Source organism: Nocardioides mangrovicus (genome assembly GCF_003674065.1).
GTDB lineage: Bacteria > Actinomycetota > Actinomycetes > Propionibacteriales > Nocardioidaceae > Marmoricola > Marmoricola mangrovicus.
Map to the genome: position 1 here is coordinate 193,622 of NZ_RDBE01000008.1, position 25,148 is coordinate 218,769.

The window sequence follows — 25,148 nt, forward strand, 5'->3', positions numbered from 1 at the left end:
GGTCCCGCCGCTGTGGTTGGATCGTGCCAATGAGCAACGAAACCGCGGTCTGGCCGGGCGAGCCCTATCCCCTGGGCGCCACCTACGACGGCAACGGCACCAACTTCGCGTTGTTCAGCGAGGTGGCCGAGCAGGTCACCTTGTGCCTGTTCGACGCCGATGGGTCCGAGCAGCAGGTCCCGCTGCGCGAGGTCGACGCCCACGTGTGGCACGGCTACCTGCCCCAGGTGCAGCCCGGCCAGCGCTACGGCTACCGCGTGGACGGCCCCTACGACCCGCAGCAGGGGCTGCGCTGCAATCCGCACAAGCTGCTGCTGGACCCGTACGCGAAGGCCACCGACCGCGAGATCGACTGGGACCCCTCGCTGTTCGGCTACGACTTCGACGACCCCGAGCAGCGCAACGACGCGGACTCGGGGCCGCACATGACCCTCGGCGTCGTCACCAACCCGTGGTTCGACTGGGAGGGCGACCGCCGGCTGCGCGTGCCCTACAACGAGTCGGTCATCTACGAGGCCCACGTCAAGGGGCTCACCCAGCTCCACCCCGACGTGCCCGAGGAGCTGCGCGGCACCTACGCCGGCCTGGCGCACCCCGCGGTCACCGACCACCTGACCCGTCTCGGCGTGACGGCCATCGAGCTGATGCCCGTGCACCAGTTCGTGCAGGACAACACGCTGCTGGAGAAGGGGTTGCGCAACTACTGGGGCTACAACACCCTGGCCTTCCTCGCCCCGCACCGCGAGTACGCCGCGAGCCGCAGCAACGGCCAGCAGGTGCAGGAGTTCAAGCAGATGGTCAAGGCGCTCCACCAGGCCGGGATCGAGGTGATCCTCGACGTCGTCTACAACCACACCGCGGAGGGCAACCACCTCGGCCCGACGCTCAGCTACAAGGGCATCGACAACCCGGCCTACTACCGGCTGGTCGAGGACGACCAGCAGTACTACATGGACTACACCGGTACCGGGAACTCGCTCAACGTCAGGCACCCGCACTCGCTGCAGCTGATCATGGACTCGCTGCGGTACTGGGTCACCGAGATGCACGTCGACGGTTTCCGCTTCGACCTCGCGTCGGCGCTGGCGCGCGAGTTCTACGACGTCGACCGGCTGGCCACCTTCTTCGAGCTCGTGCAGCAGGACCCGGTGGTCAGCCAGGTCAAGCTGATCGCCGAGCCCTGGGACGTCGGTCCCGGTGGTTACCAGGTGGGCAACTTCCCGGCGCAGTGGACCGAGTGGAACGGCAAGTACCGCGACACCGTGCGCGACTTCTGGCGAGGCGAACCGGCCCTGGGCGACTTCGTGAGTCGACTCGCCGGGTCCAGCGACCTGTACGAGCACTCCGGGCGGCGCCCCTTCGCCAGCATCAACTTCGTCACCGCCCACGACGGCTTCACCCTGCGCGACCTGGTCTCCTACAACGACAAGCACAACGAGGCCAACGGCGAGGACAACAACGACGGCGAGAGCCACAACCGCTCGTGGAACCACGGCGAGGAGGGCCCGACCGAGGACACCGACATCCTCGAGGCCCGGGCCCGCGCGCAACGCAACTTCTTGACGACGCTGCTGCTGAGCCAGGGCGTGCCGATGATCCTGCACGGCGACGAGCTGGGACGCACGCAGGGCGGCAACAACAACACCTACGCCCAGGACTCGGAGATCTCCTGGATGGACTGGGAGAACGCCGACGAGCCGCTCATCGCCTTCACCGCGGCGCTGGTCAAGCTGCGCCGCTCGCATCCCACCTTCCACCGCAAGCGCTTCTTCACCGGTACGACGGTGCGCACTGGCGACGACCGGCTCAACGACATCGTCTGGCTGCACCCCGACGGCCGGCCGATGGAGGACGACGACTGGACCGCCGAGGACGCCAGGGCGATCGGGATGTACCTCAACGGTCAGGGGATCGCCGGGCCCGACGCCCGCGGCGAGCGGATCGTCGACGACCACTTCCTGCTCTACTTCAACGCCGCCACCGAGCCCGCCACCGTCACCCTGCCGGCCGAGGAGTACGCCACGGCCTGGGATGTCGTGCTCGACACCGCCGACGGCACCAGCACCGGGCACGAGGCGGGTTCCGCGATCGAGCTCGCCGCGGGGAGCGCGATCGTGCTGCGGGAGGCCACCGAGCCCGATGAGGTGCCCGACGTGTCGGTCGAGGCCTCCCTGGCCTCCTCCATCGCCAGCGCGAAACGGGCGGCCGAGAAGGCCGAGCAGCAGAACTCATGACCGGTCCGGCCCCAGCCTCGACCTATCGCATCCAGGTCACCGCCGAGTTCGACCTGTTCGCCACCGCCCGGCTGCTCCCCTACCTGCACGACCTCGGCGTCGACTGGGTCTACCTCTCCCCCGTGCTGCAGGCCGAAGCGGGCAGCAGCCACGGCTACGACGTCGTCGACCCGTCGGTGGTCGACGCCTCACGTGGCGGGCCCGACGGCCTGGCCGCGGTGTCCGCGCAGGCGCGAGAGCTCGGGATGGGCGTGCTGGTCGACGTCGTGCCCAACCACCTCGGCGTGGAGTCGCCCGGCGAGGAGGTCGGCCAGAACGCCTGGTGGGCCTCGCTCCTGAAGTCCGGTGAGGCCTCGCCCGTCGCCGGCCACTTCGACGTCGACTGGGCCTACGGGCAGGGCCGGCTGGTGCTGCCCGACGCCGAGAACGGCGGCGACCTGAACTACCGCCGATTCTTCACCGTCAGCGGTCTGGCCGGCGTGCGCGTGGAGGACGAGGGCGTCTTCGCGGCCACCCACGGCGAGATCGAGCGGTGGTTCGCCGAGGACCTCGTCGACGGGCTGCGGATCGACCACCCCGACGGCCTGCGCGACCCGCGCGCCTACCTCGACGACCTGGCGGCCGCGACGGGTTCGCCGTACGTGCTGGTCGAGAAGATCCTGGAGGAGGGCGAGGTGCTCCCGGCGGATTGGGCGACGGCGGGCACCACCGGGTACGAGGCGCTGGCCGCCATCGACCGGGTGCTCACCGACCCCGCGGTGGCCGCCCGGCCCGCGACGGACTGGCACGAGCTGATCCACGACACGAAGCGCGAGGTGGCCGACGGGGCGCTGCACCCCGAAGTGGCCCGGATCGTGCGCGAGCTGAGGACCGACGGGTTGCGAGACGGTGCTGGCGCACCTGCTCACCCCGCGTCGGCTCTTGAGGATGCCGTGGCCGAGCTCCTGGCCTGCTTCCCCGTCTACCGCTCCTACCTGCCCGAGGGTCGCGAGCACCTGGATCAGGCCTTCGCGCAGGCGCGCCGCCGTCGGCCCGACCTCCCCTTCGACGACCTGGAGCCGCTGCTTTCGGACGCCTCGCACCCGGCGGCGCTGCGGTTGCAGCAGACCTCGGGCATGGTGATGGCCAAGGGCGTGGAGGACTGTGCGTTCTACCGCTACGCCCGGCTGACCTCGCTCACCGAGGTGGGCGGCGACCCGTCGGTGGTCTCGTTGAGCCTTGAGGAGTTCCACCGGCGGATGGCCGAGCGGCAGCGCGAGCGGCCCGATGCGATGACCACCTCGACCACCCACGACACCAAGCGCGGAGAGGACACCCGCGCCCGGATCGCGGTCCTAGCGGAGATGGTGCCGGCCTGGGACGACGTGCTCTCCCGGCTGCAGCGGCTGGCGCCGATGCCCGACGCCGGCTTCGCCGACCTGGTCTGGCAGGCCGTGGTGGGTGCCTGGCCGATCTCCGCGGACCGGATGCACGCCTACGTCGAGAAGGCGATGCGCGAGGCCGGCGACCATACCGGCTGGCTCGACCCCGACGAGGACTACGAGCGGGCCGTGCACCGCGCCGTCGATGCGGCGTACGAGGACCGCGAGGTGCGCCTCGTGCTCGACGAGGTGCTCGAGCGCGTGGCCGGGCCCGGCTGGAGCAACGCGCTGGCCGCGAAGCTGCTGACGCTGACCGTCCCCGGTGTGCCCGACGTCTACCAGGGCAGCGAGCTGTGGGAGCAGAGCCTGGTCGACCCCGACAACCGACGTCCGGTCGACTTCGCGCACCGGGCCGAGCTGCTGGCGGCGGTGCGCGACGGGGCCGCGGCCCACCTCTCCGACTCCCTCGACGACCCTGCCGTGGCCAAGCTGCTGGTCGCCCACCGCGCGCTGACGCTGCGCCGCGACCGGCCCGAGCTGTTCGGCGGCTACACCCCGCTCGTGGCCGGCGGCAGCGCCGCCGACCACGTGCTCGCCTTCGACCGGGGCGGTGCGATCACGGTGGTCACCCGGCTGCCGCTGGGCCTGGGCGCCTCCGGGTGGGGCGACACCGAGATCGAGCTGCCCGACTGCGTCGACACCCTCACCGGGTCGTCGTGGGGTGGGCGGGTGCGGCTGGCCGACCTGCTGGCGACGTACCCGGTGGCGCTGCTGGAGCGGGCATGAGGGGCCGGTTCGACGTCTGGGCGCCGCTACCGTCGCGGGTGCGGCTCAGAGTCGGCGACGGCGTGGTCGACATGACCCGCGGCGAGGGCGACTGGTGGACGCCGGCCGGCGAGGTGCCGCCCGGCGAGGTCGACTACGCCTACCTCGTCGACGACGACCCGACGCCGTGGCCCGACCCGCGGTCGCGGCGCCAGCCCCACGGCGTGCACGAGCCCTCGCGTACCTTCGACGCCACGGCCTTCGGCTGGACCGACCAGGCCTGGACGGGGCGCCAGCTGGCGGGGTCGGTCCTCTACGAGCTGCACCTGGGCACCTTCACCGCCGAGGGCACCCTCGACGCGGCGATCGGCCGCCTCGACCACCTCGTCTCCATCGGGGTCGACCTGGTCGAGCTGATGCCGGTCAACGCCTTCAACGGCGAGTGGAACTGGGGCTACGACGGCGTCCTCTGGTACGCCGTCCACGAGGCGTACGGCGGCCCGGCGGCCTACCAGCGCTTCGTCGACGCCGCCCACGCGGCCGGCATCGGCGTGGTGCAGGACGTCGTCTACAACCACCTCGGCCCCAGCGGCAACGACCTGCCGAAGTTCGGTCCCTACCTCTCCAGCGAGGGGCGCAACACCTGGGGCGAGCACGTCGACCTCACCCAGCCCGAGGTGCGTCGCTACGTCCTGGACAACGCCGCGATGTGGTTCAGCGACTTCCACGTCGACGCGCTGCGGCTCGACGCGGTGCACGCACTGGTGGACGACGCCCCCGGCCACATCCTGGAGGAGATGGCCACCGAGACCGGTGTGCTCGCCGCGCACCTGGGCCGGCCGCTGACGCTGATCGCGGAGTCCGACCTCAACGACACCGTGCTGGTGCGACCGCGCGAGGGCGGCGGCTACGGGCTCGACGGGCAGTGGAGCGACGACTTCCACCACGCGGTGCACACCGCGCTGACCGGCGAGACCGACAGCTACTACGGCGACTTCGCCACACCGCAGGCGCTGGTGAAGGTCTGTGAGGCGGGCTTCTTCCACGACGGCACCTGGAGCTCGTTCCGCGAGGCCGACCACGGCCAGCCCGTCGACGTCGCCCACATGCCGGCCTGGCGCCTGGTGGTGTGCACCCAGAACCACGACCAGATCGGCAACCGGGCGCGCGGCGACCGGCTCACCGCCAGCCTCGACGAGGACCAGCTCGGGTGTGCGGCGCTGCTCAACCTGTGCTCGCCGTTCACCCCGATGCTGTTCATGGGCGAGGAGTGGGGCGCCACCACGCCGTTCCAGTTCTTCACCAGCCACCCCGAGCCCGAGCTGGGCGAGGCGGTCGCGAAGGGCCGCATCGAGGAGTTCGCCCAGATGGGCTGGGACCCCGACGTGGTGCCCGACCCGCAGGACCCGATGACCTTCGAGCGCTCGAAGCTGGACTGGGCCGAGCTGCAGAGCGGACAGCACGCCCGGTTGCTGGCGCTCTACCGCCGGCTGGCCGAGATCCGGCGCGAGCACGCCGACCTCACCGACCCCCGGTTCCCGGCGCTCACGGCGTCGGCCGATGACCGGGTGTTCCGGCTGCGGCGCGGCGCCCTGGAGCTGGTGGTGAACTTCGGGGACTCCCCCGTCACCGTCGAGGACGTGCCCGCCGTCGTGCTGGTGGCCACGGCCTCGGGCGCCATCCTCAGCGGCAGCACGCTGAGCCTGCCTCGCCACGGCGGCGCGCTGCTCGGCGGGGGCTGACGCCGTCGCGGACGTGCCGCAGCCCACCGCGTCCGCCGGAACCCCCGTCCCCGGCGACCGCGATGGGCTGCGTTGCTCGACCAGCGAGCTGGGCCGCGCCCGGGAGATCAGCGACCTCCCCGGTGGGCCCTACGCGACGGCCTCACCCCCCGTGTCGGTCGTCGCTTCGAGAAGGGCCTGGTGGCGGCTGGCGGTGTGGGTGTCGGCCAGCAGCGCGCGTGCTTCGGACAGCGGCACCGGGCGAGACCAGAGGTAGCCCTGGCCGATCTCGCACCGGGCCAGCGTGAGCCGGCGGGCCTGGGCGGCGGTCTCCACGCCCTCGGCCACGGTGGACAGGCCGAGGCTCTCGGCCAGCCCGATGATGGTCCCGACCAGCGACTCGCCGCCGAGGCAGACCTGGTCGACGAAGGACTTGTCGACCTTCAAGATGTCGACGGGCAGGTCGGCCAGGTAGGCCAGCGAGCTGTAGCCGGTGCCGAAGTCGTCGACCGCCACCTGCACGCCGTGCTCGCGCAGCGCGGTGAGGCCCTGGACGACGACGGCCCGGTCGGTGAGCAGCATCGACTCGGTGATCTCCAGCTTGAGCCGGTGCGGCTCGAGCCCGGTCTCGCGCAGGATCTCCAGCACCTGGTCGCCGAACTCGGGGTCGGCCAGCTGCAGGGCGGCGACGTTCACCGCGATCCGGGGCCGCAGGTCGCCGTGGACCAGCTCGTCGGCGGCGGCACGGCAGGCTTCGCGCAGGACCCAGGTGCCCATCGGCACGATGAGCCCGCTCTCCTCGGCCAGCGGTATGAACTGCGCCGGCGGGAGCATGCCCAGCTCGCGGTGCTGCCAGCGGACCAGCGCCTCGTAGGAGTGGATCTCGCCGCTGCGCAGCTCGACCGTCGGCTGGTAGTGCAGGGTCAGCTCGTCGCGGGCGATGGCGCGCGACAGGTCGTTCTGCAGCTGCAGCCGGGCCAGCGCCGAGGAGTGGATCTCGGGGTCGAAGACGGTCAGCTGGCGCGCGCCGCGCTCCTTGGCCCAGTGCAGCGCGACGTCGGCGTTGCGCAGCACCGTCTCGTCGGAGTCCGTCCCGGGGATGCCGACGGCCAGCCCGATGCTGCTGCCCACCACCACGGGCTCGCCCTGGACCACGATGGGCTCGCTGAGCACAGTGAGCGTGCGCTCGGCCACGTCGCGAGCCGCCACGGGGTCGATGTCCTCCATCAGCACCGCGAACTCGTCGCCACCCACCCGGGCCGGGGTGTCGCTCTCGCGCAGGCTCTCACGGAGCCGGTCCGCGGTGCGGCGCAGCACCTCGTCGCCCACCTGGTGGCCGCGCGCGTCGTTGACCGCGCTGAAGTCGTCGAGGTCGATGAGCAGGACGGCCAGCGGGTGCAGCGCGCCGTCGCGGCGGCGCAGGCCGTGGCGCAGCCGATCGGTGAACAGGCGGCGGTTCGCCAGCTCCGTCAGCGGGTCGTGCACGGCCTGGTGAGCCAGCTGCTCGCGCAGCTGCAGCTCCTCGGTGACGTCGCGCAACGTCAGCACCCAGCCGGCCCCGCCGGCCTGCGAGCGGTGCAGGTAGCCGTCGAGCACGAGCAGCCGGCCCTCGACGTGGCGCGGCCGCAGGCGCACGCGGTGCTGGACCGGGCTCTCGACGGCCATGACGGTGTGCAGCACCTTGGCGTCGCGCACGGCCAGGTGGTCGGTCAGCAGCCGCCCCACGAGCTCGGCAGGATCCAGGCCGAGCACCAGCGCCGTGGCCGGGCTGGCGTACTGGACCCGCGTCACGTCGTCCAGCACGAGCACGACGTCGGACCCGTGCTGCAGCAGGGCCGCGAAGCTGCGCTCCTGCTCCGACCTGGTCTCATCGGCTGAGGTGAGACGTCGCCGCAGGGCGTCGATCTGGTGCCCGTGCTCGCGGGCGGCGCGCCGAGCAGTGGTCGACCAGGCCAGGCAGACCGCGAACGGCGGAAGCGCGAGTGCGGCGGCACGGCGCCATCTCGAGACCGACAACGCCACCATCACGCACCTTCCTAGTGCCTGGTCCGGCGGGCCTTCCATGGCCGCGCCACTACGTCCATCGGCCGCGGATGCCTCCACCTGAGGCATCCGCGGACCGAATCGACGTCAGCGCTTGATGTTGACCAGGTCCTCGAGGACCTGGTCGGAGGTGGTGATGACGCGCGAGCTGGCCTGGAAGCCCCGCTGGGCGAGGATCAGGTTGGTGAACTCCGAGGCCAGGTCGACGTTCGACATCTCGACCGAGCCGGTCAGCAGGGTGCCGTTGAGGCCCGAGCCGGGCACGCCCACGGTCGCGGTGCCGGAGTTGGCGGACGCGCGGTAGGAAGTGTCGCCGACCTTCTCCAGGCCGGCCGGGTTGTTGAAGCTGGCCATGGCGATCTGCGCGACGTCGGCGGTGGAGTTGTCGGAGTAGACGACGTGGAGCTTGCCGTCGCTGCCGATGTTGTAGGAGGTCATCTCGGTGCCGGTGGGCGGCGTCGGCAGCTTGACGTCGGTCAGCCCGCCGGTGGGGTTGCCGCTGGCGTCGAGGGCGTAACCCTGCACCCGGGCGCCGGTCGGGGTCTCCAGCGTGCCGGTCTCGTCGAAGGTGAAGGAGCCGGCGCGGGTGTAGAGGTCCTCGCCGTTCTTCTTGACGATGAACATGCCGTCGCCCTGGATCATCAGGTCGGTGGCCTTACCGGTGACCTCGGCCGAGCCCTGGTTGAAGTTGGTGGTCACGCCCGCGACCTGGACGCCCAGGCCGATCTGGATCGGGTTCGTGCCGCCGCGGGCGGTGCTCGACCCGGAGGCCGGGGTGAGCATCTGGCTCAGCGTGTCCTGGAAGACGGTGTTGCTGGCCTTGTAGCCGATGGTGTTGGCGTTGGCGATGTTGTTGCCGGTGACGTCGAGCATGGTCTGGTTGACGCGCATGCCGGAGATGCCGGCGAACAGCGAGCGAAGCATGGTGGTACCTCTCAGAGAAGAAGAGCGATGGCGGCGGACGCCGCCGGGGACGGGACTACGGAGTGGGTCAGGACCCGGTGGTGCTGCTGGTGGTGGAGCTGGTGCTGCCCTTGACCGACTGCACCTGGCTCAGCGAGAGCTGGGTGCTGCCGACGTCGAGCATCGGACCGTCGGTGCTGAAGGTGACGCCGCTGACCGAGCCGGTCTGGGTGGCGCCGTTGCTGTCGGTCCAGCTGACGGTCCGACCGACCAGGCTGCTGGCCCCGAACGCCATCTGGCTGGTGAGCAGCTGCGACGTCTGGTCGGCGACGTCCTGCATCTTCTCCAGCGAGGTGAACTGCGCCGACTGCGAGAGGAACTGGCTGGAGTCGGTGGGGTTCATCGGGTCCTGGTACTTCATCTGCGCCACCAGGAGCTGGAGGAACATGTTCTTGTCCGTCGAGCTGCTGGTGGTGGTGCTCGCTCCGGTGGAGCTGGTGGTGCTGGTCGTGCCGAGCATCCCGGTGTAGCCGGTGGCCTCGGTCGCGGAGACGGACATGGCGTCCTCCTTCACATCCGAAGGTCGACCCCGCCCCGGGAGGGGACGGCGGCGACCTCGTGGATCGGCCGGCTCCCGCGGTCGCGGGATCCGGTGTCGGGGCCGTCCGTGGCCTGCTGGTCATCGCCCGTCCATGGCTGTGATGACTTCTGCTGAGTGCTGCTGTCGAAGTCGGCAGCAGGCTGCTGCCGCTCCTGGGACCGGTCCTCGGTCCCGTTCCCGCCGGCCGACCCGGACCCGGTGTCGGTGGTCGTGCTGGCCCCCGACAGGTCCGTGACGGTGAGGCGGTGGTCCTTGACGCCGATCTGCTCCAAGGCCCGGGTGAGCTCTGAGGACCCCGATGCGAGGGCCTCGCGGGCCTCCGCACCGGCGGCCAGTCGCACGTGCACGTCGCCGTGGCGCACCGTGAGCACGACGCGTACGTCGCCCAGCGCGCGTGGGTTGAGCTGCAGCGTCACGCGGTGCACGCCCTCGCCGTTGCTCGCCAGCCGGGTGACCTCGGGCACGACCTGGCCGGTGACGGCCGCCGACGTGGCGGTCGTCGTGGTCGCCGTGGGGGTCGCCGTGGGGCTCGTCGTCGTGGTCGTGGTGGTCGGGGCGATCGCACCCGCGGCCGCCGACTGCGCGACGGCCTGGTCCGGCTGGCTCGCCTGGCTGGGCTGGCTCGTCTGGGTCTGGCTCGTCTGGGTCTGGCTCGCCTGGCTGGGCTGGCTCGTCTGGGTCTGACTCGCCTGGGTCTGACCCGCCTGGTCGGTCTGGCCCGACCCGACCGCCGGAGCGGCGGACGCGCCCGCGTCGGGCGTGCTGGTCGCCGCGGTCGCCGCGTCGTCGTGACCGGTCCTGGGCTTGTCGGCCGTGCCCTGGGTCGTGTCGGTGGTGCGCGCCGGGGTCGCCGGGGCCGTCGGCCTCGTCGGCTGCGGCGCGGCCTGGGCCGGCAGCGCCGTCGCGGTGGTGCCCGCGGTGGCGGACTCCTCGCCCGTCTGCTGGGCGGGCGCCGTGGTACCTGCCTGGCCGGCCGGGGTCGCGCCGGTGGCCGTGACGCCCTGGACGCCCTGGACGCTCGGGACGCCCGGGACGCCCGGGACGCCGCTGTTTCCGCCAGCGGCCACCGCCTGCTGCGCGGCCGGGGCGCTCAGGGCGGCCGAGACCGCGGCGGCCAGCCCGGCGGCTACGGGTGCGGTCACCACGAGGGACGAGAGCGCCAGCGCATCGGGCACCAGGCTCGCTGCCGAGGTCGGCTGGTTCGCCGCAGCAGTGGGGTCCGCCGCCGTGTCGGCGTCCTCGCCGGCGGTCGCGGACGCGGTCTGCTTGCCCGCGCGGCCCGTGCCCGGTTGGCCGGGCTGACCCGTCTGGCCGGGCTCACCGGCGTTCGCGCCGGTCGGGTCCGGGGCCACCGTGGGCACGGTCGTGGCCGGGACGGCCTGCAGGGCCTGCGACATCTGCTGGGCGAAGTCGCTCCCGGCGGCGGCGGGCTGAACGCTCGACGGGGTCGGCTGGGCGCCCGGCAGGATGGTCGGTTGGGCGGCCATCGTCGGCATCGCGGGGGCGCTCACGACGCGCTCCGCAGGTTGCTCATGATGGCGCTGACGTAGTGCTGGGTCTCCGAGTAGGGCGGGATGCCGCCGTACTTGAGCACCGCACCGGGCCCGGCGTTGTACGCGGCCAGCGCGAGCTGGGTGCTGCCGAACCGGTTCTGCAGGTCGCGCAGCATCCGGGCCGCACCGTCGACGGCCTGCGTGGGGTCGGTGGCGTCGGTGACGCCGAGCCCCTTGGCCGTGCCGGGCATCAGCTGCATCAGGCCGCGGGCGCCCGCGGGGCTGACGGCGTCGGCGCGGTAGCCGCTCTCCTGCTTGGCCACGGCCGAGAGCAGGCTCGGGCTCACGCCGTACTTGGCGCCGGCGGCGTTGAACAGGTTGGCGTAGGGCACCCCGGAGACCGCGGTGTCGGACGTGGCGGCGGCGGTGGTGCGCTGGGTGGCGCTGGTGCTCGACGTGGCGGTGGTACCGGCGTCGGGCAGGATCCGGCGGATGTAGTCCGGGGTAGAGGGCACGTCCACCAGTCGGACGTCCAGCCCGGTGCGGGGGGCCTCGATCATCTTGCCGTTGCCGACGTAGATCGCGATGTGGTCGGCGCCGTTGTTGCGCGAGGAGTTGTTCCAGGCGATGAGGTCCCCGGGCTGGGCCTCCTCGAGGCTGGCCACCGCGCGGCCGGAGCGGGCCTGGTCGGCGGAGAGCCGCGGGAGCGAGATGCCGAACTTGGCGTAGGTCTGCTGCACCAGGCCCGAGCAGTCGACGCCCTTGCTCATCGAGTTGCCGCCCCACACGTAGGGGACGCCGATGGCGGTGGAGGCCTCCTTGACGATGTCCGCGCCGGTGACGCCGCCGTCGTCGGCGGTGGCCGTGGCGCTGGTGGTGCCGGCGTCGCGCAGGGCGGAGGCGAACGAGGTGGAGTCGAGGCTCTGCAGCGAGCTGGTCTCGACCGGCGTCATCTGCGCGAGCCGCGACTGCAGCTCCTGGATGCGCGAGGTGATGGTGTCGATGCTCATGAGGCCACCGGCCCGGTGGTCCGGGTGCGCAGCCAGAGCTGGGTGGCGACCTCGTCCTGGCTGCGTGCCTCGGCGCGGGCCCGCTCGGCGCGCGCCTCGTCGCGGCGCCGCTCCTGGAGCATCTCGATCGAGCGGAGCCGGGTGCGGTCGGCCTGCCAGTGGGCACGGGCCGAGAGCGAGACGTTCTGTGCGCTCTCGAGGTCCTCGCGGGCCTGCTGCAGCAGCTCGCCCAGGGCCAGCAGCCCCTGCCGCAGCTGCACCAGCTCGCCGGCGCTGCTGACGGTGGTGGTGCCGTGGCTGGTGAGCTGCCGGTCGAGCCGGGCGACCTGCTCGCCGGCGCGGTTGACCTCGCGCTCGGCCATCAGCAGGCCGTAGCGGCTGTCCTCCTCGCGCACGCGACGCACCCGCGCCACGGCCTCGAGCCCGCTCATGCGTTCACCATCAGGTGCAGGCGCTGCCAGGTGGCGGCGACGTCGGTCGGGTCGTCCATCGACTGGCGCAGGAACTGATCGATGTGCGGCATCAGGGTGAGCGCGGCGTCGGCGTCGGCGTCGGAGCCGGCGACGTAAGCGCCGATCTCGACCAGGTCACGCACGTCGCGGTGGGCCGCGAGCAGCCGACGCAGCCGGGCCGCGTCCTGCTGCTGCTCCTTGGTGGTCACGGCGCCGGAGACGCGGGAGATGGACTCCAGGACGTCGATGGCCGGGAAGTGGGCGGCGGTGGCCAGCCGGCGCGAGAGCACCACGTGGCCGTCGAGGATCGAGCGGGCGGTGTCGCCGATCGGGTCCTGCAGGTCGTCGCCCTCGATGAGGATCGTGTAGAGGCCGGTGATGCTGCCGTGCTCGCTGGTGCCGGCCCGCTCGAGCAGGCGGGGCATCAAGGTGAACACGCTCGGCGGGTAGCCGCGGGTGGCGGGCGGCTCGCCCGCCGAGAGGCCGATCTCGCGCTGCGCCATCGCCACCCGGGTCAGGCTGTCCATCATCAAGACGACGTCGTTGCCGGAGTCGCGGAAGTGCTCGGCGATGCGGGTGGCGACGAACGCCGAGCGCAGCCGCTCGACCGGCGGAGCGTCGGAGGTGGACACGACCACCACGGAACGGGCGAGGCCCTCGGGGCCGAGGTCGTTCTCGATGAACTCGCGGACCTCGCGGCCCCGCTCCCCCACCAGGGCGATGACCGAGACCTGGGCGTCGGTGCCGCGGGCGACCATCGAGAGCAGGCTGGACTTGCCGACGCCGGAGCCGGCCATGATGCCGATGCGCTGGCCGCGACCGCAGGGCACGAGGCCGTCGAGGGCGCGGACGCCCAGGCCGACCTGCTGGTCGATGCGGGGGCGGGTCAGGGCTCCGGGCGCAGTGTTCTCGACGCTCACGCGCGGCAGGTGCGACAGCGGCGGCCCGCCGTCGATGGGACGGCCCAGGCCGTCGAGCACCCGGCCGCGCAGCTCGTCGCCGACACCCACGGTGAGCGGACCGCCGGTGCCCTGCACCGGGGCGCCGACCATGAGGCCGGCCGTCGTGCCCAGCGGCAGGCACACCAGGCCCTGCGGCCCGGCGGCGACCACCTCGGCCATGACCGGCGAGGCGCCCTCGATGAGCAGCAGGTCGCCGACGGCGGCGGCCAGTCCGGTGACCCGGACCTGGAGGCCGAGCAGCTCGGCCACCCGGCCGAGCCGGACCGGGCGAGCGGCCTCGGTGAGGCGCTCGAGCAGCAGGTTCGTGGTCATGAGAGCACCTGCCGGACCCGGGCCAGCGCGCGGTCCACACGCAGGTCCACGACGCTCTCGTCGAGCTCGACCAGGGCGTCGGCGGGACCCAGTGCGGCGTCGGCGACGACGGTGACCGAGGCGGGCAGGTCGACGGCCGCCTCGTCGGCGTGGCTCGGGTGCAGCCGGACGACGGCCGCGGCCCCGCTGGGCAGCTCGGCCCGGACGCGGTCCACGACGTCGGCGACGCTCTGCGCGGCGGCGGCCTCGCCCAGCGCCGCGGCGGTGACGGCGTAGGCCAGCTCGCTCACGTCGGTCTCCAGCCGCCGGCTGAGCACGGCGGCGGCGGCGGCCAGGTCCTCGGCGGCGGCGATGAGGGCCTGGCGGGCGGCCGCGAGCTCCTGGCGCCGCCGGGCGGCGACGTCGGCGGCCTCGGCCCGGGCCTGGGCGACGACCCGCTCGGAGGCGGCAGCCGCCTCTCGCATGCCCTGGGCCCAGCCGACGGCGTAGCCCTCGCTGTGCGCGGCCTGCCGGGCGCGGTCGGCCAGCGCGTCGAGGGTGTGCTCGAGCACGGCGTCGCCGCGGGTGTGGTCGTGGCCCAGCCGGGTCCACACGCCCGAGCGGAGGTCGGGCGTCGGCAGCGGCGTGGCGGTCGCGGCCGAGGCCCCGCCGCCGCGCAGCACGCGCTCAGACGATGAGGTCATCGTCGCCCCCGCGGTGCAGCATGATCTGGCCCTGCTCCTCGAGCTGGCGGATCGCGCGGATGATCTCCTGCTGCGCCTCCTCGACCTGCGCCAGCCGCACCGGGCCGAGCAGCTCGACCTCCTCGAGCAGGTTCTCAGCGGCCCGCTCGGAGAGGTTGGAGGTGATCTTCTCGCGCACGACGTCGGGCACGCCCTTGAGCGCCAGCGCCAGCTGGCCGCTCTCGATCTGGCGCAGCACGAGCTGCACCGACCGGTCGTCGAGGCTGGTGATGTCCTCGAACATGAACATCCGGCTCTTGACCTCGTCGGCGAGCGCGGCGTCGAGTGACTCCAGGCCCTCCACGATCTGCCGCTCGGTGGAGCGGTCGGAGCGGTTGATGATGTTGACCAGCGGGTCCAGGCCGCCGACGCGCGACATCTGGCTGGGCTGCAGCATCGAGGACAGCTTGCGCTCCAGGACGCTCTCGACCGCGCGGATGATCTCCGGGGAGGTCTGGTCCATCACGGCGATCCGGTGCGCGACCTGGGCCTGCTGCTCCGGCGGCAGGCCGGAGAGCAGCAGGGAGGCCTTGTCGGCGGTCATGTGGGCGAGCACCAGCGCGATGACCTGCGGGTGCTCGTCGACGATGAACTGGCGCAGCTGGGCCGGGTCGGCCTGGTGCAGGAACTGGAAGGGCATCGAGATCGCGGCCGCGTTGAGCCGGTCGATGATCTCGGCCGCCCGCTCGCTGCCCAGCGACTTCTCCAGCAGCTGCTGGGCGAAGCCCAGGCCGCCCTTGGCGATGTGGGCCCGCGCGGTCATGATGTCGCGGAACTCGCTCATCACGCGCACCGACTCGTCGGCCTCGACGGCCTCCAGCCGTGCGATCTCGGCCGTGATGGTCTCCACCTCGGTAGGACTGAGCTTGGACAGCACCGCGGAGGCGCGCTCCCGGCCCATCTGGATGAGCAGCACGGCGGCCTTGCGGACGCCGGGGCTGGCGACGAGCTGCGACATCAGCGGTCAGCCATCCAGCCGCGCAGGAGGGCGGCGACGTCGTCGGGTTGGCTCTCGACCAGCTGGGTCAGCTCGGACTGCAGGTCCTTGGTCGGGTCCGGTGCCTCGAGGCTCAGCAGCTGCGTGGCCGGGCTCTCCACCACGCGCTGGGCCTCCTCGCGCCGGGCCGCGTCGTTGCGCAGCTGCTCGACGACGTAGGTGGTCTGCTCGGCGCGCTGCTTGGCGCGCTTGCGGCCGCGCAGCCAGAGGAACAGCAGGCCCAGCAGGACCAGGACCCCGACGCCGATGTTGCGGTAGAGGCTCATCTTCGAGGCCTTCGCGGCTGCGGCGTCGCTGGCCTTGAGCTCGGCGGCGGCGGACTTCTCAGCGCTGCGGTCGAAGGGCAGCACCGAGACCCGCAGGGTGTCACCGCGGGCCGGGTCGATCCCCAGCGCGGAGGTGATCATCTTCTGGATCTCGGCCGGCTTGGTCGAGGCGGCGGCGGTCTGGTCGAGCGCGACGGCCACGTGCAGCTGCTGCACCGAGCCGGGGGCGCTGGTGACCTGCTGGGTTGTGGTGTCCAGGGCGCTGTCGGAGGTCTCGGAGGACTTCTTGTAGGTGGAGGCGGAGCTCCCCGAGCCGGTCGTGGTGGTCGTGGTCGAGGTGTCCATCTGGCCGTCGGGGCCGACCACGCCGGTGGGCGTGGAGCCGCCGGCGCCGGTGTAGTCCTCGGTGTTCTTGGTGCTCGACAGGGTCAGCCCGTTGGGGTCGGACTGCTTGTAGGTCCGGCTCTGGGTGGTGGTCTTGTCGAAGTTGAGGTCGGCGGTGACCTGGACGTCGGCGTTGCCGTCGCCCACGACGCGGTTCAGCAGCGTCTGGGCCTTCGCCTCGGCCTGCTTCTGGTAGGACTCCACGTACTGGTTGCGCGAGCTGGCGCCGGCCGCGCCGGTGTCGCTCTGGTTGGAGAGCAGCTGGCCCTTGGAGTCGGCGACCGTGACGTCGCTGGCCTTCATGCCGTCGATGCTGGCGGCGACCAGGTGGACGATGGCCTGCACCTGGTTCTGGTTCAGCGTCACGCCGCTGCGGGTCTGCACCAGCACCGAGGCGGTCGGCTTGCCCTGCTTGTCGGAGAAGACCTGCTTCTCGGGGATGGCCAGGTGCACGACGGCGGTCTGCACGCCGTCCATCGCCTCGATGGTCTTGGTGAGCTCACCCTCCATCGCGCGCTTGAAGTCGGTCTGCTGCTGGAACTCCGAGGTCGAGAGGCTCTGCTTGTCCAAGATGGAGTAGCCGCCGTCGGAACCGCTGGGGATGCCCTCGCCGCTGAGCTGGATGCGGGTCTTGTAGACCTCGCTGCGCGGCACCATCACGGTGTCGCCGCCGTTGGCGATCTTGTACTTCACACCCTCGGTGTCGAGCTGCTGGACGACCGCGGAGGCGTCGGAGTCCGAGAGCCCGCTGAACAGGGGCGCGTAGTCGGGCTGGGAGACCCAGCGGAAGACCAGGACCGCACCGAGCAGCAGGGCACCGGTGCCGATGAGGGCCACCACCTTCTGCCCGGCGGTGAAGCCGGAGAAGGTGCGCTGCATTCCGGAGAGCCGGCCGAGAACCAGGTCCTTCATCAGACGGGCATCCTCATGATCTCGTTGAACGCGTCGAGCGCCTTGTTGCGCACGGCGACGGTGAGCTGGGTGGTCACGGCGGCCTCCGTGGCCGCGATCGTGTAGTGGTGCATCGCGTCGAGGTCACCGGTGGCGGCCTTCACGGCCAGCTGGTCGGTGTTCTTCTGCACCGACTCCAGCCGGTCGATCCCGTCGAGGACGAGGTCGCCGAACCCGGAGCCGGAGGCCTCGGACGTACCGGTCGTGCCGGAGGTGCCGCTCAGGCTCGTGGTGGCGTTGTTGCCGTTGACCGCGGAGGCGGCGCTGAGCTGCTGGGTGGCCAGGGGGCTGAAGCCGCTGACGGCCTCGACACCGGAGACGCTCATGTCAGCCACGTCCGATCGAGAGGGCGGACTCGTAGGTCTCCTGGGCGTCCTTGGTCACCTGGACCGAGGCCTGAAAGCCGCGCTGGGCCATCACGAGCTGGGTCATCTGGCTCGACATGTCGATGTCGGGCTCGCGCACGTTGCCGTCGGCGTCGGCCAACGGGCTGTCGGGGTCGTTGACGACCCGACCGGTCGGGTCGCCCTCGACGACACCGGCCACCTGCACCCCGCCGCCCGGCTTGGCCTGGGCGACGACGTACTGCGCCTGGAAGGCGTTCTCGCTGGTCGAGGTGGCGGTGTTGACGTTGGCGATGTTGTTCGCGAGCGCGTCCAGCCAGGTCTGGTGGAAGCCCATGCTGGAGCTGGCGATGTTGAGCAGGTCGAAGGCGCCCATCACGCACCGGTCCCGATCGCGTCCTTGATCACGGTGAACTGGTCGTTCACCGCGCGGCTGAGCAGCTGGTACTGGTACTGCGACTGGGCCGCGGACAGCGTCTCCTTGCGCAGGTCGACGTTGTTGCCGTTGGCCCCGACCGGGGTGTCGGTGGCCTCGGTGGAGTACGTGACGTCGCCGCTGGAGGTGTCGGTGATGTCGCCGGACTCGACCGCGTCGCGCAGCGAGCTCTCGAAGTCGAGGCTGCTGGCGCGGAAGTTCGGGGTGTCGACGTTCGCGATGTTGTTCGCGGTCACCTGCTGGCGGGCGGTGACCCCGTCGAGCGCGACGCTCAGCACGCGGGTCACGGCATCGTTGACGGCCAGGGACATGGCGCTCCTTCGCGGACGGGGAACTGACGGCGGTACTGCGCCAATCCGTCGGCGAGGAGGTGAGCGATCCGTGCTCGGGTGGGGGGTCGGCCGCGAGATGCGGCACTTGAGACGTTCGTGGGGATTGAGGACATATGTCCCGGCCCGGCGCCCTCAGCGCTCGAACGGCGCGGGCGTGCCACCGCCGGCGCACCCCTGGAGGAGTACGCCGGCGAGGTCCGGGTGGGTGGTACTCAGCCGGGCGTGCCGACGAAGGACAGCCGTCCCCCGCCGTACCCGGCGATGTCGACCTTGAGGTCGAGCCGGCGACCCAGCGTGAGCGTGCGGACGAGCGCGTCGGGCGGCGTCGGGAGGCCGACCGGGTGCATCGCGTGCAACTTCACGTGCGTGTGCTCGCCGACGTTGAACAACGACGCGGCGATGTTGAGGATCTCGTAGAGGTTGTCGCGCAGGGTGTCGTCGAGGGTGCCCGCGCCCAGGGCGTCCTCGGCCTGCGAGGCCGGCACCAGGCCGACGGCGGCCGCGGCGCGCACCGAGAACGCCTGGTCGGCGCAGGAGACCGCGGTGACCTCGAGGTGGTCGGTGACGTAGACGCCCACGGTGACCGGGTTGATGGCGTTCGGCACCAGCGGCGGCGCCATTGCGACCGTGACGTCGCGACCCAGCAGCCCTTCCAGCAGCTCGCGCACCTGCATGGGCGCGGGCACCGGGATGGCGAGCGCGGTGCTCATCGCAGGACCGGCGCCAGGGCGGACTCGAACGACTCCGGGGTGAACGGCTTGGCGATGAGGAACAGGGCGCCGCCCTGCTCGGCCCGCGTCCGCATCTCCTCCGAGCCCTCCGAGGTCACGAAGCCGAACGGCACGGTCGAGCCGCTCGAGCGCAGCGCGTCGAGAACGTCGATGCCGTTCATCTCGGGCATGTTCCAGTCCGAGAGCACCAGGTCCGGCGCCTCGGAGTGGACCTTGTCGAGCGCGTCGCGCCCGTTCTCGGCCTCCACGACGTCGTGGCCGTCGAAACCGGCCTGGCGAAGGGTGCGGATGACGATCTGGCGCATCACGCGGCTGTCGTCGGCGACGAGGATCTTCATGAGACTGCTCCAGGATCGAGAAGGTAGGTGGTCAGGCTGATGGGACGGCCGTCCAGGACGGCGACGCAACGCCCCTGCTCCTCGGCGTGCGAGGGAGGTGCGACCTCGCCGGTGACGGTCACCGGCAGCGACAGGGTGCTGGGGCCGGGCAGCATGCTCTTGAGGTTGCCGCCGAGCACGTTGACCAGCTCGCCGAGGGCGTCGGCGACGTCCTCGGTGGTCGGGTCGTCGACCATCAGCAGCCGCGACGCGACGTCGACGGCCGCCTCGCGGGGCATCGCGGTCGCGATGAGCATCGCGACGGGCCCCGAGACGGTGACGGTGGCGGTCCAGGTCTCCCCCGCCGACGCGTCGACGTCGGGCAGCGGGCCGAAGGCGGGCTCGACCTCGAGCAGCGAGGACCACACCTGCTCGACGATCGCCTCGACGTCCTCGGGGGCGAGTAGCGAGATGGTCATACCTGGGCTCCTTCCGGCAGCAGGCCCAGCAGGCTGAGCTTGTCGGCGATGGCGTCGGCGGTGAAGGGCTTGAGCACGTACTCGTGCGCCCCGGCCGCGAGCGCCTTGACGATCTGGGAGTGCTCGCTCTCGGTGGTGACCATCATCAAGGTGATGTCGCGCCACTCGGCGTGAGCACGGACGGTGGTGATGAACTCATAGCCGTCCATCACCGGCATGTTCCAGTCGACCAGGCACACCGCGGGATGGTGGCCGGCCTCCAGCACGTCGAGCGCCTCGCGGCCGTGACCGGCCTCCAGCACCTCGAACCCCAGCGGCGTCAGCGTGCGCCGCAGGATGCTCCGCATCGCGCGAGAGTCGTCGATGACGAGAGCCAGCGTGCCATTTTCCATGTGCAGGTGATCGGCGGCAGGACCGCGATCTTGAGGAAATCGGACCGGGCCGGCCAGTGGTCCACACCGGTTCCCGCTCCCCCTCGGCGGGGATGCCTCCGACGCGCCTGCTCGCCGGGGCTCCCGACAAGACGCCTCGTCCCTCGGCTCCTCAAGACGGCGCGGAGAGCTGCTCGACCACCCGTCGTCGCGGTGGTCGAGCAGCGAGGCTAGGAACGAGCGAGCGCGTCGGGACCACCCCTCCGCCGGCGGCGGCTGGGCAGGTCAGCCGACGACGTCGACGAACCGCGGCAGGTGCGTCGTCGCCGGCTCGGCGACGTCGACGTAGGCGCGGACCTGCGCGGTCGCGCGCATGGCGGCCAGGACCTTGCCGGCCAGCTCCTGCTGGCGTCGGTTGAGGTCACGGGCACGCGCGGCCAGGGTGGCCGGGAGCGGGCTGTGGACCTCCGGTGGGGTCCAGGCAACGGCCAAGGCCTCCTCGAAGCTGGCCTCGCCGTGCAGGGAGTCGGAGTAGAGCACCTCGCCGCGCAGGGCGCGCTCGCTCGTGGCCAGCTCGGCCTCGAGGCCGTCGAGGTGACGGCTCCACTCCTGCTCCGGGGTCATCTCACCGGCCTCCGGCGACGGCCATGGCAGCCTGCTGCCAGGTCTCGGCGATGCTGCGGACCAGCACCTCGCACTCGGCCGCGGCGATGACGTCCTTGTGCAGGTTGGCCTGCAGCAGCCGGCGGTAGACGTAGTCGTACAGGGCGGCCAGCTCGTGGCCGCCGGCGAAGCCCGTGGGGTCCAGGCTGGTGCGCAGCTCGGTGACGATGTCCTGGGCGTGCACCAGGTTGCGGTGCGCCTCGGCGAGGTCGTCGCCCTCGAGGGCGGCGACCGCCCGGCGCAGGTCGAGCACGAGCCGCTGGCACAGCAGCACGAGCAGGCGTGCGGGGTCGGCGGTGGCGACGCTGTTGTCGACGTAGGCGGCGCGAACGTCGCTCATCATCATGGTCATGGTGCCCTCCGTGGCTTCCGTGACTGGTGGGTGGATGTCCCGCATCAGCTCGAGGAGCTGGAGAGGGAGTCGATCTGGCTGCTGAGCCAGGTGGACTGGGAGTTCAGGTTGCTCAAGGTGGTGGCCAGGTTCGTGTAGAGCGTGGTCAGCGAGGTCTTCTTGGCCGCGAGCCGGACGTCCCAGTCGGCGATGTCGTCGGTGAGACGCCTCGCAGTGGTCTGGTGGTTGGTGATCGTGGAGGTCAGGGTGCCGGTGTAGGTGTCGCTCGCGCCTGCGGCGATCTTTTGAATACGGTCGGCGAAGCCGGTGGTGCCCGTGGTGCTGGCGGTGAACTTGGCCTGCACGGCGGCGGGATCGGCGTTGTAGGCCGCGGTGAAGGCATCGGAGTCGAAGACCAGCTTGCCGTCGCGATCCGTCTGGATGCCGATGCTGGACAGGCTGGTGCCGTCGCCGGGGTACACGGCGTCGAGCAGCGAGTCGCGCAGTGCCGAGACCGACGCGTCCCCGGACAGGGCGCCGGCGGCCTTGGTGCTGGTGTCGTAGGCGGTGAGGGAGTCGATCTTGGCCAGCAGCGTGTTGACGTTGTCGACCAGCGACTTGACCGCCGCGGTGGTGGTGCTCGTGTCCCGCGCCACGGTGAGGTCCACCGTGCTCCCGACAGCGGCCGACGAGACCGTGAAGGTGGCACCGGGCACCACGCCGGTGAATGTGTTGCTGGCCGAGTGGATCGTGTCGCCACCGATGGTGATCGCGGCGTCTCGTCCCTGGGTGACGTTCGCCCCGCCCAGCAGGTCCGAGCCGTCGGCGTTGGTGAGCGTGAAGGCGGCCGCCGCGCCCGTGGCGTTGGCCGTGACGTTGAGCCGGTAGCTGCCGTCGTCGAGCTTGAGCTTGCTGGCGCTGACGCCAGTGCCGGTGGCGTTGAGCGCCGAGACGAGGCTGTCCAGCGTGCCGGTGCCGGTGCTGATCGACTTCGCGACGCCGTTGACGGTCAGCGTCACCGAGCTGCCGGACACGACGGTGTCGGTGCCGGCGGCGCTGGTGGCGAAGGCCAGCTTGTGGGCCTGGGCGGTCTGGTCGACCGAGAAGTTGTAGGTGCCGGCCACGGTGCCGGTGGTGGCGGAGGCGGCGACGTTGCTGCTGGAGGAGCTCACAGACAGGTTGCCCCACCCGCTGCTCGTCGCGAGCGCCTTGGCCTGGGTGGCCAGGGCGGCCACCTGGGTGTTGAGCGACTGGAGGGTGGAGATCGTGCTGTTCTCGGTGGTGAGCTTGGTCTTCAGGTTGGTCTGCGGCTGCGCCTCGACGGTCATCAGCTGGGTGACCAGGGTGGTGGGATCGAACCCGCTCACCAGGCCGCTGACCAGGCTGCTGACCGAACTCGTGCTGCTGCTCGTGGTGGTCACGCCGAGGTCCTTCCTGCTCGAGGTGGTGCTGTGACGCGACACGGGCGGGACCGGCTGGAGCCGATCCCGCCCGCCTCACGTGGTACTGCTGACGCTACGCAGGGGTCACTGCAGCAGCTTCAGCACCGACTGCGGAGCCTGGTTGGCCTGCGCCAGCATGGCGGTGCCGGCCTGCGACAGGATCTGCGAGCGGGTGAAGGACGCCATCTCCGAGGCCATGTCGGTGTCGGCGATGCGCGACTCCGACGCGGTCAGGTTCTCGATGGCGACGTTGGTGCTGTTGATGCGGTGCTCGAACCGGTTCTGCACCGCGCCGAGGTCGGCTCGGGTGGCGGACACGGTGTTGATCGCGTCCGTGATGCCGCTCTGCGTGGTGATCGACAGGGTGCTGGCGTCGAACTTCACCGGGGTGTCGATGTCGATCGTGTCGGTCGAGCTGGAGCCCACCTGGAACGACAGCGTCGAACCGGTGGCGGCGGCGAACAGGTTGACGCCGTTGAAGTTGGCGTTGTCCTGGACCTTGCCGATCTCGGTGGCGAGCTGGCTGAACTCGGTGGAAAGGGCCGTCTGCGACTCGGAGTTGTTCGTCGCGTTGGCGTACTGCGTGGCGAGGTCGTTCATGCGCTGCAGCATGGAGTGGACCTCAGTGAGCGCACCTTCAGCGGTCTGCGCGACGGAGACGCCGTCCTGGGCGTTGCGCACCGCAACGTTCAGGGAGCCGATCTGCGACTTCAGACCCTCCGAGATCGCCAGGCCGGCGGCGTCGTCGGCGGCGCGGTTGATGCGGGAGCCGCTGGAGAGCTTCTCCAGGGACTTCGACATCTGCGACTGCGTGACCGAGAGGTTCCGGTAGGCGTTGAGGCTGTCGGTGTTGGTGTTGATGCGGAGACTCATGATGGTTCCTTCCTGGATGGTGAGTCGTGGTTCGCGGATCCCGTCCGTGGGCTCCGTGGTGAGGTGATCGGCGGGGCTCTGGTTCGGTTGAGCGGTTCGGAGAAGTTTTTTCTGCCGAGTTGGCGCGGGCGCGCTCAGGCGGTGGCGTCGATGCGCATCGGCGTATGGTGCCGCTCGAGACCGGAGGCGTGACGGGCGGCCACGGCGGCGTAGTAGGACTCGCGGCGCCGCACGGCGCAGCCGGTGCCGGTCTCTGCCGGGGCCAGCTCGGGGTCCAGGGCTCGGTGCAGGGCACCGCGCAGCAGCACGAGCGCCTCGCCGCGCATCTGCGAGACGCGCGACTCGGTGACGCCGAGCTCGGCGGCGATGTCGGCCATCGGCCGCTCGGCCAGGAAGTACTGCTCGACGACGACGCGCAGCCGCTCGGGCAGCTCGGCGACGGCCTCCACCATGTACGTCATGCGCTCGCGGTCCTGCACGACCTGCTCGGGCGTGGGACCGGCGGTCGGCAGCAGGTTCTCGATGTCCTCGCGCTCGGTCTCGTGGATGGAGACGAGCTGGGCACGGGAGATGTCGTCCTCGTTGCGGGCGAGCTCCTCGGTGGTGATGCCCAGGGCGGCGGCCACCTCCTGGGAGCTCGGCAGACGGCGCAGCGCGGTGGCCAGCTGCTGGCGCACCTCCTCGGCCGCACGAGCCTTGCGGCGCACCGAGCGCGATGCCCAGTCGATGCTGCGCAGCTCGTCGAGGATGGCACCGCGCACCCGGGTCGAGGCGTAGCCGGCGAACGGCACCCCGCGGGCGGTGTCGAAGGAGCGGGCGGCCTGCACCAGGGCGAACATGCCGGCCGAGGTGAGGTCGTCGCGGTCGACGTGAGCAGGCACGCGGGCCATGGCTTCGCGGACGGCGTGGGCGACGAGCGGGAGGTGGGCGCTGACCAGCTCGTCGATGTCGTCGGCGACCGGTGCCACGGGCGTCTGTGCGTTCACGAGGTGGAACATTTGCAGGGTCTATGTCCGGTTATGAGCGGTTTCAAGTAATCCGTCGGCAACTGAGGACCTTTGTCCCAGATGGAGCGAAGAACCGGGAATCCGCAGTGCCGTTTCGCTCAGGTGGTCGCGCCCCCCGCCGATCAGCCCTGGGTCACACCGCTCGACCCCGCACGGAAGGACCCCGCATGGACAAGCTCTCCGACATCTTGTGGCGTGAGCGCGAGCTCTTGGACTCGTTGCTGTTCAAGCTCGAGGTCGAGCAGATGGTGCTGGCCACCGGACGCACCCACTGGCTGGGACGCGCCGCGCGCGAGGTCGAGCTGGTCCTGACGGTGCTGCGCGAGACCGAGATCCTGCGCTCCGTGGCCGCCGACGAGGCCGCGGAGACGGTCGGACTGTCGCCCAACCCGAGCCTGCGGGCGCTGGCCGAGGCCGCTCCCGAGCCGTGGCGCGGCATCCTGCTGGACCACCGGCAGGGCTTCGAGGAGGTCAGCCGGCAGATCACCGCGCTCGCCGAGAACAACCGCGAGCTGCTGACCGTCGGGCTGCGCTCGGCCCGAGAGGCGCTGCTCGACCTCGAGCAGTCCGCCGAGGGCTACCGTCCCGACGGCGGCGCCGTGCTCACCGAGCTCACCCCCCGGCTGGTCGACCGGAGCCTGTGAC

26 protein-coding genes are annotated in these 25,148 nt (G+C 71.4%); 4 read left to right on the plus strand and 22 right to left on the minus strand.

Annotated features, from left to right (window positions below; translation table 11 throughout):
• Positions 1-29: 29 nt before the first annotated feature.
• From glgX to treZ, 3 genes are read left to right on the plus strand one after another with little or no spacing between them, the layout of a single operon-like run.
• Positions 30-2,234 (plus strand): glycogen debranching protein GlgX, encoded by a 2,205-nt coding sequence (gene glgX / locus D9V37_RS13685; RefSeq protein WP_121806728.1) that lies wholly within the window; start codon positions 30-32, stop codon positions 2,232-2,234.
• Positions 2,231-4,381 (plus strand): malto-oligosyltrehalose synthase, encoded by a 2,151-nt coding sequence (gene treY / locus D9V37_RS13690; protein ID WP_121806729.1) that lies wholly within the window; start codon positions 2,231-2,233, stop codon positions 4,379-4,381. The genes glgX and treY overlap by 4 nt, the downstream gene beginning before the upstream one ends.
• Positions 4,378-6,102 (plus strand): malto-oligosyltrehalose trehalohydrolase, encoded by a 1,725-nt coding sequence (gene treZ, locus D9V37_RS13695; protein WP_121806730.1) that lies wholly within the window; start codon positions 4,378-4,380, stop codon positions 6,100-6,102. The genes treY and treZ overlap by 4 nt, the downstream gene beginning before the upstream one ends.
• 129 nt (positions 6,103-6,231) lie before the next feature.
• Here treZ and D9V37_RS13700 read toward each other — a convergent pair whose 3' ends face one another.
• The 22 genes from D9V37_RS13700 to D9V37_RS13810 form a co-directional block, all read right to left on the minus strand.
• Positions 6,232-8,106 (minus strand): putative bifunctional diguanylate cyclase/phosphodiesterase, encoded by a 1,875-nt coding sequence (locus D9V37_RS13700; RefSeq protein WP_232524925.1) that lies wholly within the window; start codon positions 8,104-8,106, stop codon positions 6,232-6,234.
• Positions 8,107-8,211: 105 nt separating this feature from the next.
• Positions 8,212-9,048, minus strand: coding sequence for a flagellar hook-basal body complex protein (locus D9V37_RS13705; protein WP_121806732.1), 837 nt, complete (start codon positions 9,046-9,048; stop codon positions 8,212-8,214).
• A gap of 67 nt (positions 9,049-9,115) precedes the next feature.
• Positions 9,116-9,586 carry a flagellar hook assembly protein FlgD gene (locus tag D9V37_RS13710; RefSeq protein ID WP_147455948.1) on the minus strand — a complete coding sequence of 157 codons (471 nt, stop codon included), beginning with the start codon at positions 9,584-9,586 and terminating at the stop codon, positions 9,116-9,118.
• Between the two features lie 11 nt (positions 9,587-9,597).
• Positions 9,598-11,139, minus strand: coding sequence for a flagellar hook-length control protein FliK (locus D9V37_RS13715; protein WP_158604473.1), 1,542 nt, complete (start codon positions 11,137-11,139; stop codon positions 9,598-9,600).
• Entirely contained in the window at positions 11,136-12,131 is a 996-nt protein-coding gene (locus D9V37_RS13725) for a transglycosylase SLT domain-containing protein (protein ID WP_121806736.1), read from the minus strand. The genes D9V37_RS13715 and D9V37_RS13725 overlap by 4 nt, the downstream gene beginning before the upstream one ends.
• Entirely contained in the window at positions 12,128-12,562 is a 435-nt protein-coding gene (locus tag D9V37_RS13730) for a flagellar FliJ family protein (protein WP_121806737.1), read from the minus strand. Before D9V37_RS13730 ends, D9V37_RS13725 begins: the two co-directional genes overlap by 4 nt.
• On the minus strand, positions 12,559-13,857 hold the full coding sequence (locus D9V37_RS13735) for a FliI/YscN family ATPase (RefSeq protein WP_121806738.1): 1,299 nt from the start codon (positions 13,855-13,857) through the stop codon (positions 12,559-12,561). Before D9V37_RS13735 ends, D9V37_RS13730 begins: the two co-directional genes overlap by 4 nt.
• Positions 13,854-14,540, minus strand: a complete 687-nt coding sequence (locus D9V37_RS13740; RefSeq protein WP_121806739.1) for a FliH/SctL family protein — start codon at positions 14,538-14,540, stop codon at positions 13,854-13,856. Before D9V37_RS13740 ends, D9V37_RS13735 begins: the two co-directional genes overlap by 4 nt.
• Entirely contained in the window at positions 14,524-15,537 is a 1,014-nt protein-coding gene (fliG, locus tag D9V37_RS13745) for a flagellar motor switch protein FliG (protein WP_121806740.1), read from the minus strand. The genes D9V37_RS13740 and fliG overlap by 17 nt, the downstream gene beginning before the upstream one ends.
• Positions 15,537-17,138, minus strand: coding sequence for a flagellar basal-body MS-ring/collar protein FliF (fliF, locus tag D9V37_RS13750; RefSeq protein ID WP_121806741.1), 1,602 nt, complete (start codon positions 17,136-17,138; stop codon positions 15,537-15,539). Before fliF ends, fliG begins: the two co-directional genes overlap by 1 nt.
• Complete coding sequence (gene fliE / locus D9V37_RS13755; RefSeq protein ID WP_121806742.1) at positions 17,138-17,503, minus strand: flagellar hook-basal body complex protein FliE; 366 nt, start codon at positions 17,501-17,503, stop codon at positions 17,138-17,140. The genes fliF and fliE overlap by 1 nt, the downstream gene beginning before the upstream one ends.
• A gap of 1 nt (position 17,504) precedes the next feature.
• A complete protein-coding gene (locus D9V37_RS13760; protein WP_121806743.1) occupies positions 17,505-17,897 on the minus strand; it encodes a flagellar basal body rod protein FlgC in 393 nt (130 codons plus the stop codon).
• Positions 17,897-18,268, minus strand: coding sequence for a flagellar basal body rod protein FlgB (gene flgB, locus D9V37_RS13765; RefSeq protein ID WP_121806744.1), 372 nt, complete (start codon positions 18,266-18,268; stop codon positions 17,897-17,899). Before flgB ends, D9V37_RS13760 begins: the two co-directional genes overlap by 1 nt.
• A 233-nt stretch (positions 18,269-18,501) precedes the next feature.
• The gene (locus D9V37_RS13770; RefSeq protein WP_121806745.1) at positions 18,502-18,999 is read right to left on the minus strand and encodes a hypothetical protein; all 498 of its coding nucleotides are present in this window, start codon (positions 18,997-18,999) and stop codon (positions 18,502-18,504) included.
• Positions 18,996-19,358 (minus strand): response regulator, encoded by a 363-nt coding sequence (locus D9V37_RS13775; RefSeq protein ID WP_121806746.1) that lies wholly within the window; start codon positions 19,356-19,358, stop codon positions 18,996-18,998. The genes D9V37_RS13770 and D9V37_RS13775 overlap by 4 nt, the downstream gene beginning before the upstream one ends.
• Complete coding sequence (locus D9V37_RS13780; RefSeq protein WP_121806747.1) at positions 19,355-19,816, minus strand: chemotaxis protein CheX; 462 nt, start codon at positions 19,814-19,816, stop codon at positions 19,355-19,357. The genes D9V37_RS13775 and D9V37_RS13780 overlap by 4 nt, the downstream gene beginning before the upstream one ends.
• The gene (locus D9V37_RS13785; protein WP_121806748.1) at positions 19,813-20,208 is read right to left on the minus strand and encodes a response regulator; all 396 of its coding nucleotides are present in this window, start codon (positions 20,206-20,208) and stop codon (positions 19,813-19,815) included. The genes D9V37_RS13780 and D9V37_RS13785 overlap by 4 nt, the downstream gene beginning before the upstream one ends.
• A gap of 264 nt (positions 20,209-20,472) precedes the next feature.
• The gene (locus D9V37_RS13790; RefSeq protein ID WP_121806749.1) at positions 20,473-20,811 is read right to left on the minus strand and encodes a hypothetical protein; all 339 of its coding nucleotides are present in this window, start codon (positions 20,809-20,811) and stop codon (positions 20,473-20,475) included.
• Position 20,812: 1 nt separating this feature from the next.
• Entirely contained in the window at positions 20,813-21,190 is a 378-nt protein-coding gene (gene fliS / locus D9V37_RS13795) for a flagellar export chaperone FliS (RefSeq protein ID WP_158604474.1), read from the minus strand.
• Positions 21,191-21,246: 56 nt separating this feature from the next.
• Positions 21,247-22,602, minus strand: coding sequence for a flagellar filament capping protein FliD (fliD, locus tag D9V37_RS13800; protein ID WP_147455949.1), 1,356 nt, complete (start codon positions 22,600-22,602; stop codon positions 21,247-21,249).
• Positions 22,603-22,707: 105 nt separating this feature from the next.
• Positions 22,708-23,496: a flagellin N-terminal helical domain-containing protein gene (locus tag D9V37_RS13805; protein WP_121806752.1), complete on the minus strand. Its 789-nt coding sequence runs from the start codon at positions 23,494-23,496 to the stop codon at positions 22,708-22,710.
• A gap of 134 nt (positions 23,497-23,630) precedes the next feature.
• The gene (locus D9V37_RS13810; protein WP_121806753.1) at positions 23,631-24,494 is read right to left on the minus strand and encodes a sigma-70 family RNA polymerase sigma factor; all 864 of its coding nucleotides are present in this window, start codon (positions 24,492-24,494) and stop codon (positions 23,631-23,633) included.
• Between the two features lie 176 nt (positions 24,495-24,670).
• Here D9V37_RS13810 and flgN point away from each other — a divergent pair, with 176 nt between their 5' ends.
• Positions 24,671-25,147 carry a flagellar export chaperone FlgN gene (gene flgN, locus D9V37_RS13815; protein WP_121806754.1) on the plus strand — a complete coding sequence of 159 codons (477 nt, stop codon included), beginning with the start codon at positions 24,671-24,673 and terminating at the stop codon, positions 25,145-25,147.
• The last annotated feature ends 1 nt before the right edge of the window (position 25,148 follow it).

Coding starts and splice junctions, on each gene's coding strand:
- glgX (WP_121806728.1), top strand. CDS start 30: ATGAGCAACGAAACCGCGGTCTGGCCGGGCGAGCCCTATCCCCTGGGC.
- treY (WP_121806729.1), top strand. CDS start 2,231: ATGACCGGTCCGGCCCCAGCCTCGACCTATCGCATCCAGGTCACCGCC.
- treZ (WP_121806730.1), top strand. CDS start 4,378: ATGAGGGGCCGGTTCGACGTCTGGGCGCCGCTACCGTCGCGGGTGCGG.
- D9V37_RS13700 (WP_232524925.1), bottom strand. CDS start 8,106: ATGGTGGCGTTGTCGGTCTCGAGATGGCGCCGTGCCGCCGCACTCGCG.
- D9V37_RS13705 (WP_121806732.1), bottom strand. CDS start 9,048: ATGCTTCGCTCGCTGTTCGCCGGCATCTCCGGCATGCGCGTCAACCAG.
- D9V37_RS13710 (WP_147455948.1), bottom strand. CDS start 9,586: ATGTCCGTCTCCGCGACCGAGGCCACCGGCTACACCGGGATGCTCGGC.
- D9V37_RS13725 (WP_121806736.1), bottom strand. CDS start 12,131: ATGAGCATCGACACCATCACCTCGCGCATCCAGGAGCTGCAGTCGCGG.
- D9V37_RS13730 (WP_121806737.1), bottom strand. CDS start 12,562: ATGAGCGGGCTCGAGGCCGTGGCGCGGGTGCGTCGCGTGCGCGAGGAG.
- D9V37_RS13735 (WP_121806738.1), bottom strand. CDS start 13,857: ATGACCACGAACCTGCTGCTCGAGCGCCTCACCGAGGCCGCTCGCCCG.
- D9V37_RS13740 (WP_121806739.1), bottom strand. CDS start 14,540: ATGACCTCATCGTCTGAGCGCGTGCTGCGCGGCGGCGGGGCCTCGGCC.
- fliG (WP_121806740.1), bottom strand. CDS start 15,537: ATGTCGCAGCTCGTCGCCAGCCCCGGCGTCCGCAAGGCCGCCGTGCTG.
- fliF (WP_121806741.1), bottom strand. CDS start 17,138: ATGAAGGACCTGGTTCTCGGCCGGCTCTCCGGAATGCAGCGCACCTTC.
- fliE (WP_121806742.1), bottom strand. CDS start 17,503: ATGAGCGTCTCCGGTGTCGAGGCCGTCAGCGGCTTCAGCCCCCTGGCC.
- D9V37_RS13760 (WP_121806743.1), bottom strand. CDS start 17,897: ATGGGCGCCTTCGACCTGCTCAACATCGCCAGCTCCAGCATGGGCTTC.
- flgB (WP_121806744.1), bottom strand. CDS start 18,268: ATGTCCCTGGCCGTCAACGATGCCGTGACCCGCGTGCTGAGCGTCGCG.
- D9V37_RS13770 (WP_121806745.1), bottom strand. CDS start 18,999: ATGAGCACCGCGCTCGCCATCCCGGTGCCCGCGCCCATGCAGGTGCGC.
- D9V37_RS13775 (WP_121806746.1), bottom strand. CDS start 19,358: ATGAAGATCCTCGTCGCCGACGACAGCCGCGTGATGCGCCAGATCGTC.
- D9V37_RS13780 (WP_121806747.1), bottom strand. CDS start 19,816: ATGACCATCTCGCTACTCGCCCCCGAGGACGTCGAGGCGATCGTCGAG.
- D9V37_RS13785 (WP_121806748.1), bottom strand. CDS start 20,208: ATGGAAAATGGCACGCTGGCTCTCGTCATCGACGACTCTCGCGCGATG.
- D9V37_RS13790 (WP_121806749.1), bottom strand. CDS start 20,811: ATGACCCCGGAGCAGGAGTGGAGCCGTCACCTCGACGGCCTCGAGGCC.
- fliS (WP_158604474.1), bottom strand. CDS start 21,190: ATGAGCGACGTTCGCGCCGCCTACGTCGACAACAGCGTCGCCACCGCC.
- D9V37_RS13805 (WP_121806752.1), bottom strand. CDS start 23,496: ATGAGTCTCCGCATCAACACCAACACCGACAGCCTCAACGCCTACCGG.
- D9V37_RS13810 (WP_121806753.1), bottom strand. CDS start 24,494: ATGTTCCACCTCGTGAACGCACAGACGCCCGTGGCACCGGTCGCCGAC.
- flgN (WP_121806754.1), top strand. CDS start 24,671: ATGGACAAGCTCTCCGACATCTTGTGGCGTGAGCGCGAGCTCTTGGAC.